Raw genomic sequence first — 13,015 nt, 5'->3', positions numbered from 1 at the left:
ACAATCCTGAACAGTGCGGGTTGCCCCGCACCCGAAAGTTAACCTGCAACAGCCATTCCGACTGTCATATGTAAACCGTAAAACAATCCGCGGCCAATGATTTCACCGGCGAGGACTAACACTAAGCCCAGCGCCAGGCCGCCGACGGACGGTGCTTTACGACGTATCAGCGGGCATATCCAGCAGCCCAGACCGGCGGCCAGCAGAATGATGCGCCAGACCTGCAAGCTTCCGTAGTCGGGAACCAGCGCGCTGGCGGATTGTACCGAACTGTGGATCCCGCCGAGCGACAGTCCCTGCAGAACAATAACCGCCACGATCACCAGTAGGGCCAAAACGCTCACGTAGGCGAATCTGGCGGTGCCAGAGGAAACACCCGCAGCACGCAGTAGCAGGGCGGCAAACAGCGGTCCGCTTAGCAACATCGTCATAAAAAATGCCACCGTAGTGTAGCCGTTATACCAGGTCGGGACAGTGTCTATCTGGTAGACGCTGGTCATCGCCAGCACAAATACCAGACCCAGCAGCATGCCCACCAGCAGCCAGATTTTACCTAACGCTGCGGGCATTTTACCGAGAAACGCCACCAGCCACCACAGGCCACCGACGGCGAAAAACAGTGAACCACTGGCGATTTCGTTACTCAGCGCAGATGCGCCAACTCTGTTCAGCGAGTTAAAGGCACGCAGTGGCGAACCCAGGTGCATTACCGAGGCGAGAAAGGCGATGCCCATCACCAGCCACAGAAAAAACATGCTGCGCACGATACGTTGTTTTGCCACCTCGTCTTTAGCGGTCAGCCAGCCATAGCCACTCACTATCAGCGCCCCGGCCACGCACTGGCCCAGCACCGTAAACAGGACCAGCGGCCATTCATGCCATCCATTGCCCATGTTACACCTCCTGCGGATTCGCCAGATAACCCGTGATATCCCCGGTCGGGCGGCTATTGGCGTTGGGTTTGATCACAATGCTCGGTTTGGTGAAGTGCGCACCTGGCAGCGGAGCGACCGCCGCCAGTTCACCGTGCTTTTTGCGCAGCTCATCAATTGGACCAAAGTCCAGCGCGCGCAGCGGACAGGACTCGACGCAGATGGGCTTTTTGCCGTCGGCCCCGCGGTCATGACAGCCATCGCACTTGGTCATATGACCTTTGGCGGCATTGTACTGCGGTGCGCCGTACGGGCAGGCCATGTGGCAGTAGCGACAGCCTATGCATATGTCTTCATCCACCACCACAAAACCATCTTCACGCTTATGCATAGCGCCGCTGGGGCAAACCTTGGTGCAGGCCGGATCTTCGCAGTGATTACAGGCAATGGAGAGGTAGTAGGCGAAGACATTCTGTTGCCAGACGCCGTTATCTTCCAGCCAGTCGCCTCCAGCGTATTCGTAAATACGCCGGAAACTGACGTCGGGAGTGAGATCCTTGTAATCTTTGCAGGCCAGCTCGCAGGTTTTACACCCCGTGCAACGGCTGGAATCAATAAAAAATCCATACTGAGTTGTCATGGGTTAGTCCTTATGCCTTTTCAACCTGAACGAGATTACTGTGGGATGGATTCCCCTTCGCTAATGGAGAAGGTCGATGCGACGTGAGAATATTTATGGAACCACCATGATCGATCTGGTCGCCGAACATATCGGCATTGAGCCAGGCTCCTTGTCCGATGGCAGTGACGCCGGGCAAAATACGCGGTGTGACTTTCGCGCTGATCAGCATCTGGCCGATATTATTAAACACCCTAACTGTGTCGCCATTACGGATGCCGCGCGTCCTGGCATCGACGGGGTTTATCCAGATCTCCTGCGGGCAAGCCTGCTGTAAAACATCGATATTGCCGTAGCTGGAGTGGGTTCTCGCCTTATAGTGGAAACCCGTGAGCTGCAATGGATACGTTTTGCGCTTAGGATCGTCCCAACCGTCAAAGCCTGGTGCATAAGCTGGAAGAGGATGAACAATCTCATCGTCTTTGAGTTCCCATGTTTCTGCAATGGTTGCTAGCCGTTCAGAGTAAATCTCAATTTTCCCTGATGGCGTTTTCAATGGGTTAGCCCCAGGATCTTCTCTGAAAGAACGGAAAGCAACATAGTGTTCTTCGGGGCATTTTTTCTTGAAAATACCTGTCGTTTTCATTTCGTCGTAATCCGGCATTTCCGGGTTACGCTCTTTGGTCTTGGCATGCAGGTATTTCACCCATTCATGCTGCGTACGACCCTCGGTGAATTTTTGATATACATCCGGACCTAGACGTTTGGCGACTTCACTTAACATCCAGTAAATGGGTTTACGTTCAAATTTTGGCGATGTCGCAGGTTGACCAAGGATGACATAGCCCATGTTCCCGGCAGACTCGTGTGAGATGAGATCTTCTTGTTCAGTTGGCATCAGGTCAGGTAGCAGAATGTCGCAGTATTTTGCGGAGGCAGTCATAAAATGCTCAATACCGACGATCATTTCGCACTTGCTGTCATCCTGTAAGACATCATGGGTATGCGCGATATTGCAATGCTGGTTGATGAGCGTATTGCTGGCATAACACCAGATAAACTTGATAGGCACGTCCAGCTTATCTTTACCGCGAACACCGTCCTTGGTCGCGGTCATCTCTGCACCATGATCAATAGCATCCGTCCAGGTAAAGACTGATATCTGCGTTTTAACCGGGTTTTCTAGCATGGAGAACCATTCCACGCCCAGATCCCAGGTCCCTTCGCGCATCCCTGAGTTACCACCGTTTATCCCCACATTGCCGGTTAAAACGGAGAGCATCGCAATCGCGCGAGCGGTTTGTTCACCGTTGGAGTGACGCTGCGGTCCCCAACCCTGGCAGATATAAGCGGGTTTCGCTGCGCCGATTTCACGCGCTAACTGGATAATTTTCTCAGCCGGAATGCTGGTAATGTGGGAAGCCCAGTCCGGTGTTTTGGCTATCCCGTCTGGTCCATCGCCTAAAATATAGGCTTTATAGTGTGCATTCCGCGGTGCACTGGCGGGAAGAGTGGTTTCATCGAAGCCGACACAGTATTTATCAAGAAAAGGTTTATCAATCAGATCTTCGGTGATCAGTACCCAGGCGATCGCCGCAGCCAATGCAGCGTCAGTTCCTGGTCGGATAGGCAGCCATTCATCCTCACGACCAGCGGCAGTATCGTTATATCGAGGATCGATAACGATCATTCGTGCGTTAGAACGTTCGCGGGCTTGCTCAACATACCAGGTTACACCGCCGCCGCTCATACGGGTTTCGGCAGGGTTATTGCCAAACATGACGACCAGTTTTGTATTGGCGATGTCGTCAGGACTGTTGCCGTCGTTAGCACCAAACATATAACCCATTGCGGCGCTGATTTGCGCGGTACTATAACTACCGTAGCGGCTCAAATAGCCGCCGCAAGAATTCATCAGGCGGTAGGGGACGTTGGAGTTAGTAATATTCCCACCATCTACACCTGTACCGTACAGCACGTGAACCGCTTCGTTACCGTAATCCTGCAGGATCCGCTTCAAATTACCACTAATGGTGTCCAGTGCTTCATCCCAGGTGATCCTTTCAAATTTTCCTTCTCCACGCTTGCCTACACGTTTCATTGGATATTTTAGGCGGTCAGGGTGATTCATACGGCGACGGATCGATCGGCCACGCAAGCAGGCACGTACCTGATGATTACCGTAGGTATCATCGCCCGTTGTGTCCGACTCTACCCAATAGACGGAGTCATCCTTAACGTGCAGACGTAAAAGACAACGACTACCACAGTTAACGGTACAAGAACTCCAGACAACCTTCTCTTCAACGGGTTGTATCGCCTGCTGTACCGCTGCGGCGGCAGTGCGCATTCCGAAAGGTAACGACAGCCCACCCGCGGCAAGCGCCAGCGAACCCATTGCCGAGGATTTCACTAACGTCCTGCGGCTAATGCCTCCGTATTGCTCAGTTTTTGACATTACTCACCCCATTATAGTTATCGCTATATATTAATTTCTATAACGAAATTAATAGCATGCTAATAATGGTTTGAGTTTACCCACTTATGGGTATGTCATCTTAATGCATATCAAACAGGAGTGACCCTCCGCGCACGGAGGGCGTGATTTATTGCGGTTCGGCGGCGTGCCCGTCCTGGGCAGGGGTGCTATTGGCTGGGGCATTGCCACTGTTGGTTCGGGTATAGAGAATTTTGTGCGTATCGTTTGCACAATGTCCCACGACCAGTGAATCAGGTTGATCGGCCTGATCGTTGGGAACAATGTTCAGCGTAAAGCTGGATTCAGCAACGCCATTATTAATGATCCGCTGTTCGATATCGCTTTTCACGCGTTCACATGACGCCGGTGCCGCCAAAACCTGCGGGGACGCGACGGCCAGTAAGAGCGCGGCAATTCCTGTTATGTATTTCATCATCAGCTCCTTTATGATCGACCTGGACTAAGATTAGCATTTCTGGTGTAAATAACTGTATTTGCTAATATGATTGAGAATTATCTTCTTATCCCGGTGAAAAATGTGAAGAAAAAGATCTTGTTAGGTTTCCTGTGCGTCGTGCTGGCCGGGTGTGATAACGCCAAAGGCCTGGATTCCTTTACGCCGGAAATGGCCAGTTTTTCCAATGAATTTGATTTCGATCCGCTGCGCGGGCCAGTAAAAGATTTCAGCCAGACGCTGCTTAATGACAAAGGTGAAGTCACCAAGCGCGTTGTCGGTACGCTCTCACAGGAAGGGTGCTTCGATACGCTTGAATTGCATGATATTGAAAGCAATACCGGCATGGCGTTGGTCCTGGATGCTAACTATTACCGGGACGCCAAAACGCTGGAAAAACGGATCCGCTTACAGGGTAAATGTCAGTTAGCAGAACTGCCTGCGGCGGGCGTGGTATGGGATACCGACGATAACGGTTTTGTCGTTTCCGCCACGGGAAAAGAGATGAAGGTGCAATATCGCTATGATGCGGAAGGCTACCCGCTGGGTAAAACCACCGTCAATAAGGACAATACCTTGCAGGTTGATGCCAAACCGTCGGTTGACCCGTTAAAGAAGCTGGATTACACCGCGGTAAGTCTGCTCAATAACCATCCGTTAGGTAATGTAAAACAAACGTGCAAGTATGATGACTATGCTAATCCGGTCAACTGCCAGCTTGTTATCGTTGACGAGAGCGTGAAGCCGGCAGTTGAACACCATTACTCGATTGAAAACACCATCGATTACTATTAGTCAGTCTTTATTGAGCGGTAGGTTGCAGCAGGTTGGGACCTGACGTTTTATGTTCTGCCAGATACTGCTGCTGGAAGATACACATGCGGATAGTGTTGCGGTATTGACCGTTGATAAAGAATTCATGAATCAGCTCGCCTTCGACCATAAAGCCGAGTTTACGGTAGATGTGGATGGCTTTTTCGTTCTCTTTATCAACGATCAGATACAGCTTATATAAGTTAAGTACGGTAAAGCCGTAATCCATCGCCAGCTTAGCAGCCCGGGAAGCCAAGCCTTTGCCCTGATACTCCGGCGAAATAATGATCTGGAATTCTGCCCGGCGGTGCACATGGTTAATTTCAACCAGCTCCACCAGTCCGGCTTTTTCACCGTCGCATTCCACAACAAAGCGACGTTCACTTTGGTCGTGGATATGCTTGTCATACAGATCTGACAGCTCAACAAATGCTTCGTAAGGCTCTTCAAACCAGTAACGCATTACGCTGGCGTTGTTATCAAGCTGATGGACAAATCGTAAATCTTCACGCTCCAGCGGGCGCAGCTTAACACTGAGGGCGCTAGTCATATCGTATCCTTTCAATATCTTTCAAAGTGCAATCATTATGGGGCAACGGTGCGGCCAGTGCGGCGGTCGAGGCAGCGCAGGGTGTTGGGCTCCCAGTACGCATTAATATTAGCGCTCTGTTCGCATTTATCACGGCTATCGAAAGCTGCGTCGGTTTTGTCCCACTCTTTCTCTGCACGCTTGTTGACCTTCTGGCGTAGCTGACGCGTATCGTTCCATTGTTCCTTTTCCATTGCTGCCTGTTGACGACTTTGCGCACTGTCCCCGGATTCAATGATCAGTTTACTGGTTTCAGCAAATGCGGAAGAGGTGTACACAGCCGCAGCCAGCGTCAGCATAGCCGTCAGGCACAGGCGTTTGGTCAGTGTAATATTCATGGCGAATTCCTTTTATGGGAAAGGGGAAAAACAATAAAACAGGGTTAAATTCTACACTATTCCGGCTTGCGGGCATACCCACTCAGCGGAGATGGATACGCTAACGACATTCTGTCGTATCATGGTTAAACCGAAGGTAACTGAATAACATCAATGCTTAAGACCACATTCCTTTTTTTCATCACCGCGTTATGCGAAATCATTGGCTGCTTTTTACCCTGGCTCTGGCTTAAGCGAGGGGCTACGGCTTGGCTGCTGATACCCGCCGGGATGTCACTGGCCTTATTCGTCTGGTTACTGACGCTGCATCCGGCAGCAAGCGGGCGTGTGTACGCGGCCTATGGTGGAGTTTACGTGGTGACAGCGTTGCTTTGGCTACGTATTGTTGACGGCGTAAAACTTAGCCTGTACGACTGGTCAGGCGCGCTGGTGGCATTGTGCGGCATGCTGATTATTGTGGCTGGATGGGGGCGCGCATAGCGCCTTTTTTGTGATCAATCAGCGCTTTTTTGATCTTCATACTTGTATGGTAGTAGCTCAGTTGGGTAAATTTCCTGCATCACAAGAACAAATGCAAGGAATAAGAGATGAAGATTGTTGGGGCTGAAGTGTTTGTCACCTGTCCGGGGCGTAATTTTGTCACGTTGAAAATTACGACAGACGATGGGATCACTGGGCTGGGAGATGCGACGTTAAACGGACGCGAGTTATCCGTAGCGTCCTATCTGAAAGATCATGTTTGTCCGCAGCTGATTGGTCGCGATGCGCACCGAATTGAGGATATCTGGCAGTTTTTCTACAAAGGCGCGTACTGGCGTCGTGGTCCGGTCACCATGTCGGCGATTTCCGCGGTGGATATGGCATTGTGGGACATCAAAGCGAAAGCGGCGAATATGCCGTTGTACCAGTTGCTCGGCGGTGCATCTCGTGAAGGCGTTATGGTTTACTGTCACACCACAGGCCATACCGTTGATGACGTACTCGAAGATTATGCGCGCCATAAAGAGATGGGCTTTAAAGCAATTCGCGTGCAGTGCGGCGTGCCGGGTATGAAAACCACTTACGGTATGTCTAAAGGCAAAGGACTGGCCTACGAACCCGCTACCAAAGGGCAGTGGCCAGAAGAGCAGTTATGGTCAACGGAGAAATATCTCGATTTCACACCAACACTGTTTGAAGCCGTGCGCGACAAGTTTGGTTTCAACGAACATCTTCTGCACGATATGCACCACCGTCTGACGCCAATTGAAGCGGCCCGTTTCGGCAAAAGCATTGAGCAATACCGTCTGTTCTGGATGGAAGACCCAACCCCGGCTGAAAACCAGGAATGCTTCCGCCTGATCCGCCAGCATACGGTCACGCCGATTGCGGTAGGGGAAGTTTTCAACAGCATCTGGGACTGCAAACAGCTTATTGAAGAACAATTGATCGACTATATCCGCACCACCATCACCCATGCGGGCGGTATCACTGGCATGCGTCGAATTGCCGATTTCGCGTCGCTGTATCAGGTACGTACTGGTTCGCATGGACCTTCCGATCTGTCCCCAGTATGCATGGCCGCTGCGTTGCACTTTGATCTGTGGGTGCCGAACTTCGGCGTACAGGAATATATGGGGTATTCCGAGCAAATGTTGGAAGTGTTCCCGCACAACTGGACCTTTGATAACGGCTATATGCATCCTGGAGACAAACCAGGTCTTGGGATCGAGTTTGATGAAAAGCTGGCGGCGAAATACCCGTATGACCCTGCATATCTGCCTGTTGCTCGTCTGGAAGATGGCACGTTGTGGAACTGGTAAATATAAATTTTACGTACGAAAGATGTTGATTAACTCAATACCCTACAGAAGGTAAAACTTATGGTTAGTTCAGTCGATATTAAAAATAACGTAGATAATAAACCCATTATTCGCAGAGTGGCTTCAGCCTCCGCAATTGGTACTGCTGCCGAATACTATGACTTCTTTGCATATGGGACAGCAGCCGTACTCTTTTTTGGTCATTTATTTTTCCCAAGTGACGATCCGTTAATTAGTACGCTGGCTGCTTTTGCAACCTATGCCGTTGGTTTCCTAGCTAGACCATTAGGAGGAATTGTCTTTGGGCATATTGGCGATAAGGTCGGGCGCAAAAAAGCACTGGTTATTACTATATTAATCGTTGGCTTAGGGACATTCTGTATTGGGTTGTTACCTACATATGAAAAAATAGGTGTATGGGCTCCAGCTTTACTTATATTTATTCGTGTATTACAGGGCTTTGGTGTTGGAGGAGAACAAGCCGGTGCAGTATTGATGACTGCTGAATATTCTGAGCCCAAACATCGTGGATTTTTTTCGAGTTGGGTTCAAATCGGTGCCCCAGTTGGTTTTCTTCTGCCGTTAGCACTCTTTGCGTTGTTAAATGCCACACTTTCTCCAGAGGCAATGATGGATTACGGGTGGCGTATACCGTTCCTGTTAAGTCTGTTGCTGGTTATTGTTGGGTTATTTATCCGCTTAAAAATTGATGAATCACCAGTCTTTGCTCAGATTAGGGAGACAAAAGCAGAAGAATCACGTCCATTAGTTGAAGTTATCCGTGATTTTCCGGGAATTGTCGTTAAGGGAGTATGTGCGAAGCTGATTGAGGCTTGCACATTTGCAATGTTTACAGTGATTGTCCTTGCATACGGTAAGGCAAACAATCTCGATGCAAATATCTTGATGGAGACAATGATTGTTGCGGTGATTATAGAAATAATTGCAATACCGATGATGGGCTCGCTATGCGATAAAATTGGGCGTAAACCAGTTTATATTATCGGCGCATTGCTCCAGGTTGTTATGATTATTCCTTTCTTCCTTGCAATCAATCAGGATAGCTTTTGGCTTACGCAAATAGTAATGATCCTGGTACTGAGCGTTGGGCATAGTATGTGTTATGCACCTCAGGCATCTTATTTCCCAGAGCTTTTCCCGACTCATATTCGCTGTAGCGGAATAGCATTAATTTGGCAGTTGGGATCGCTAATTGGTAGTGGGATTCTTGGTTTAGTAGCAGTAAAAATTCTGCAAGTAACTGGTGGACATTATTATGGACTCGCAACCTATGTGATTGTACTTGGCGTCATCTCAGTTATTGGTTTGCTGATGATGCCGGAAACTGCACCGCAAAGGCTTAAACGTGAATACCAGCAGTGGCAGAAACATTAATATCCTTTGGCGGCAATATGCCGCCAAATTTACCTTTTATGGTACACAGCTTTAAGTGATGTCATACCAATCATAAAAAGCTTAATGCAAATCAAAACATACAACCATACAGGCGTTACTCTGAATCAATCCTGATTTCATTGATAAGTAGGTTATACCATGCAAAACAAGCTCTTAACGGCAAAGGCTGCACTTCCCGACTACGATCGTACAAAACTGGTCCCGCGTATTGTCCATCTGGGGTTTGGCGCATTTCACCGCGCACATCAGGGGGTTTACGCTGACATTCTCGCTGCAGATCACGGCAGTGACTGGGGCTATTGCGAAGTGAACCTGATTGGCGGCGAGCAGCAGATTGCCGATCTGAAACAGCAAGATAACCTGTATACCGTTGCAGAAATGTCCGCAGATGCTTGGACTGCAAGAGTCGTGGGCGTGGTGAAAAATGCGCTGCATGCGCAGGTTGATGGGCTGGAAAGCGTACTGGCTGCGATGAGTGAACCGCAGGTTGCGATTGTTTCTCTGACCATTACCGAGAAAGGGTATTGCCATTCTCCGGCGACCGGTCAATTGATGTTAGACAACCCGATGATTGCTGCCGATCTACAAAATCCAAAACAGCCAAAAACTGCGCCAGGCGTTGTGGTTGAGGCGCTTGCACGCCGCAAAGCTGCGGGGTTACCCGCTTTTACCGTGATGTCCTGCGACAACATGCCGGAAAACGGTCATGTAATGCGCAATGTTGTCACCGCGTATGCCCGGGCGGTGGATGCGGAACTGGCTGCGTGGATCGAACAACATGTCACATTCCCGTCGACAATGGTTGACCGCATTGTCCCTGCTGTTACCCAGGATACGCTGGACAAAATTGAACACATTACCGGCGTACGCGACCCGGCAGGCGTAGCATGTGAACCGTTCCGTCAGTGGGTTATTGAAGATAACTTTGTCGCTGGTCGCCCTGAATGGGAGAAGGCGGGAGCGGAGCTGGTTGCTGATGTCATTCCGTTTGAAGAGATGAAACTGCGTATGCTCAACGGCAGCCACTCTTTCCTTGCTTATCTGGGGTATCTGGCGGGATATCAGCACATTAACGATTGCATGGGCGATGAAAATTATCGCCTCGCCGCGCGCGCGCTGATGTTGCAGGAACAAGCGCCCACGTTAAAAGTGAAAGGAGTGGATCTTCCGCACTATGCCGATCTGTTAATTGAGCGCTACAGCAACCCGGCACTGCGTCATCGCACCTGGCAGATCGCGATGGACGGCAGTCAAAAACTGCCGCAGCGTATGCTGGACTCCATTCGCTGGCACATTGTGCACGGTAGCCACTTTGAACTGCTGGCGCTGGGCGTGGCTGGCTGGATGCGTTACGTCGGCGGTGTGGATGATCAGGGCCAGGCGATTGAAATCAGCGATCCGCTGTTACCGGTGATCCAGAAAGCGGTGCATAGCAGTAACGAGGGCGAAGATCGTGTCCAGGCGCTGCTGGCGATCGATGCTATTTTTGGTCGTGAACTGCCGCAGGTAGAATTGTTCAAGAATCAGGTCACACAAGCCTATCTTGCTTTACTGGCTGAAGGGGCGAAAGCAACCGTTGCGAAGTATGCTGCAAAACTGAAGTAACGAGAACATCATTTAAGTCGCCATCTGGCTATAAACAGGCCAGATGGCGCATTGTTTTCTGGCATTCACACCAATTAGTTCATGCCCAAACGAATCAGTTCGAGGGGGGCATATTTACCTTCACACCCTTCGATTTCCACTGTTTTCCCGCGGCGAATTTGCTCAGCGGTCAGGCCATCGGTATCTATCGCTGTAATGCGGCCTGTAAGTCCGGTGTCGCTAATCATGACGCGGCTGCCAGTGGTGATTGCGTTACGGTTACGATCGTATGTTTTCATGGTGTTTTCTCCTTTCCAACTTACCGTCAAAGCCCGTGGGCTCTAGTCCCACGTAACGGGCGCAATATAAATACGCTTCTCGTTAATGATTTTTTTTGTTTTCGATCAAAATCACAGCTTTTTTTATGCAGATGTGCGGGAGAGGGGAAACGCAGGAGGAACTCACCTCGGTGTGAGGTGAGCGTAATATTAATCTTCGCTGAACCAGTCGCTATTTTCCTGACGGATTAGCTGAACGGACTCACCAATTTCCTGGAGATGCAGCATCATTGCGCGCTCAACGGCATCGCCATCATGTTTCTCAAGTGCGGTAAAAATATCGTGATGCTGACGCAGCAGCATTTCAGGCGGAGAGATATGATCCAGGCTCATATAACGAACGCGGTCAATCGTGGCCTTAATATTCTCAACGGTGTCCCAGGCGAGCTGGCACTCGGCGATTAAAGCCAGTTTCTGATGAAATTCGTCATCAAGCTGGAAGAAATCATTGATTTGTTTTCGATCAATCGCGATGCGTTGCTGATGCAGATTTTGTTCGAGCTGATAGCACTGTTTATCGGTGATCAGTGATGCGGCGCGGCGGACCACGGCACATTCAATTGCCTGGCGAACAAAACAGCCGTTTTGCACCTGCGACAGCGAAATTTTGTTTACGTAGCTGCCACGCTGCGGGCGGATCTGAATCAGACCGTTCTCTGCCAGTTTGATGAATGCTTCTCGTACCGGCTGGCGTGACACATTAAAGCGTACGGAAACCTCTTTCTCCGACAGCGGCGTACCGGGCGCAATCAGACAGTGCACGATATCACGACGAAGAATACGGTAAATCTGTTGATTTACCGGTTGTGTAGGGTTGAGCTGCGTTTCTACGGTCATTCATTCTTACTTTTTAGAGAGTTAACCCGGAGATCTTATCACTTATTTCAGGCTATCTATACCCGGCGCAAGGCCGGGCAGAGAAATTAGCTCCGATGAATACTCAGTCCGGCAAAAGACTGTGTGACAGGCATCATTTCAAGGGTGTTAATGTTGACATGAGCGGGTAAGGACGCCACCCACCATACCGCTTCTGTAACATCTTGCGGGGTCAGGGCGGTGGTATTTTCGTAGGCTTTTTCAGCTTTAGCGTCATCGCCTTTGAAACGTACGTTAGAGAATTCCGTACCGCCAACCAGACCCGGTTCAATGTCGGTAACGCGAATCGCAGTGCCGTGTAAGTCAGTACGTAAATTCAGGCTAAACTGGCGAACAAACGCTTTGGTCGCACCGTAGACGTTCCCACCAGCGTATGGCCAACTGCCCGCGGTAGAACCGATATTGATAATATGACCGCGGTTGCGCTCAACCATGCCTGGCAGAACGGCACGGGTCATATAAACCAGGCCTTTGTTGTTGGTGTCGATCATATTTTCCCAGTCTTCAACGCTGGCCTTGTGGGCTGGCTCAAGGCCCAGCGCCAGACCCGCGTTGTTGACCAGAACATCAATATCGCGCCATTCAGCGGGTAAGGCGTTCAGCATCTCTTCAATTGATGCACGATTACGTACGTCCAGTTGCGCGGTATAGAGGCGGTCACCCAGCTCATCTTTGAGTTCCTGCAGGCGCTCCTGGCGGCGTCCGGTGGCAATAACTTTATGCCCATTCTCAATAAAACGACGCGTAATGCACTCACCAAAACCTGCGGTTGCTCCGGTTACTAAAACGATCATCTCACTGTTCCTCAACGCTTTTTATGTAGTACTACCATAGC

General features: G+C 50.1%; 14 protein-coding genes. 5 read left to right on the top strand and 9 right to left on the bottom strand.

The window, feature by feature from the left end; translation table 11 throughout:
- Positions 1–38: 38 nt before the first annotated feature.
- The 4 genes from GFC06_RS16250 to GFC06_RS16235 form a co-directional block, all read right to left on the bottom strand.
- A complete protein-coding gene (locus tag GFC06_RS16250; protein ID WP_047417536.1) occupies positions 39–893 on the bottom strand; it encodes a dimethyl sulfoxide reductase anchor subunit family protein in 855 nt (284 codons plus the stop codon).
- Between the two features lies 1 nt (position 894).
- Positions 895–1,512, bottom strand: coding sequence for a DMSO/selenate family reductase complex B subunit (locus GFC06_RS16245; RefSeq protein ID WP_153690377.1), 618 nt, complete (start codon positions 1,510–1,512; stop codon positions 895–897).
- Positions 1,513–1,522: 10 nt separating this feature from the next.
- Positions 1,523–3,949, bottom strand: a complete 2,427-nt coding sequence (gene ynfF, locus GFC06_RS16240; RefSeq protein ID WP_153690376.1) for a selenate/tellurate reductase subunit YnfF — start codon at positions 3,947–3,949, stop codon at positions 1,523–1,525.
- Between the two features lie 148 nt (positions 3,950–4,097).
- A complete protein-coding gene (locus GFC06_RS16235; protein ID WP_103766286.1) occupies positions 4,098–4,406 on the bottom strand; it encodes a DUF1161 domain-containing protein in 309 nt (102 codons plus the stop codon).
- Positions 4,407–4,508: 102 nt separating this feature from the next.
- Between GFC06_RS16235 and GFC06_RS16230 the strand changes: the two genes are divergently transcribed.
- Positions 4,509–5,219, top strand: coding sequence for a YnfC family lipoprotein (locus tag GFC06_RS16230; RefSeq protein WP_029139534.1), 711 nt, complete (start codon positions 4,509–4,511; stop codon positions 5,217–5,219).
- 7 nt (positions 5,220–5,226) lie between these two features.
- On the opposite strand, the gene speG is transcribed toward GFC06_RS16230, so the two are convergent.
- Together speG and GFC06_RS16220 are read right to left on the bottom strand one after the other, a co-directional pair.
- On the bottom strand, positions 5,227–5,787 hold the full coding sequence (gene speG, locus GFC06_RS16225; RefSeq protein ID WP_006684613.1) for a spermidine N1-acetyltransferase: 561 nt from the start codon (positions 5,785–5,787) through the stop codon (positions 5,227–5,229).
- Positions 5,788–5,822: 35 nt separating this feature from the next.
- A complete protein-coding gene (locus GFC06_RS16220) occupies positions 5,823–6,164 on the bottom strand; it encodes a DUF1283 family protein (protein ID WP_016153054.1) in 342 nt (113 codons plus the stop codon).
- 153 nt (positions 6,165–6,317) lie between these two features.
- On the opposite strand from GFC06_RS16220, the gene GFC06_RS16215 reads away from it, so the two are divergent.
- From GFC06_RS16215 to GFC06_RS16200, 4 genes are all read left to right on the top strand, one after another.
- Entirely contained in the window at positions 6,318–6,644 is a 327-nt protein-coding gene (locus GFC06_RS16215; protein ID WP_016153055.1) for a YnfA family protein, read from the top strand.
- A gap of 107 nt (positions 6,645–6,751) precedes the next feature.
- Positions 6,752–7,966, top strand: a complete 1,215-nt coding sequence (gene rspA, locus GFC06_RS16210; protein WP_016153056.1) for a starvation-sensing protein RspA — start codon at positions 6,752–6,754, stop codon at positions 7,964–7,966.
- Between the two features lie 60 nt (positions 7,967–8,026).
- Positions 8,027–9,361, top strand: a complete 1,335-nt coding sequence (locus GFC06_RS16205; protein WP_049041486.1) for an MFS transporter — start codon at positions 8,027–8,029, stop codon at positions 9,359–9,361.
- Positions 9,362–9,520: 159 nt separating this feature from the next.
- Positions 9,521–10,987 carry a mannitol dehydrogenase family protein gene (locus GFC06_RS16200; protein WP_153690375.1) on the top strand — a complete coding sequence of 489 codons (1,467 nt, stop codon included), beginning with the start codon at positions 9,521–9,523 and terminating at the stop codon, positions 10,985–10,987.
- Between the two features lie 74 nt (positions 10,988–11,061).
- Here the strand turns inward: GFC06_RS16200 and ydfZ are convergent, their stop codons facing one another.
- The 3 genes from ydfZ to ydfG all read right to left on the bottom strand — a co-directional run bounded on the left by ydfZ (position 11,062) and on the right by ydfG (position 12,974).
- A complete protein-coding gene (gene ydfZ / locus GFC06_RS16195) occupies positions 11,062–11,265 on the bottom strand; it encodes a putative selenium delivery protein YdfZ (protein WP_003032393.1) in 204 nt (67 codons plus the stop codon).
- 189 nt (positions 11,266–11,454) lie between these two features.
- On the bottom strand, positions 11,455–12,141 hold the full coding sequence (locus GFC06_RS16190) for a GntR family transcriptional regulator (protein WP_016153060.1): 687 nt from the start codon (positions 12,139–12,141) through the stop codon (positions 11,455–11,457).
- An 86-nt stretch (positions 12,142–12,227) separates the two neighbouring features.
- Positions 12,228–12,974, bottom strand: coding sequence for a bifunctional NADP-dependent 3-hydroxy acid dehydrogenase/3-hydroxypropionate dehydrogenase YdfG (gene ydfG / locus GFC06_RS16185; RefSeq protein WP_016153061.1), 747 nt, complete (start codon positions 12,972–12,974; stop codon positions 12,228–12,230).
- Positions 12,975–13,015: the final 41 nt, after the last annotated feature.

Source organism: Citrobacter braakii (assembly GCF_009648935.1).
Lineage (GTDB): Bacteria > Pseudomonadota > Gammaproteobacteria > Enterobacterales > Enterobacteriaceae > Citrobacter > Citrobacter braakii.
This window is presented reverse-complemented; position numbering and strand designations above follow the sequence as displayed.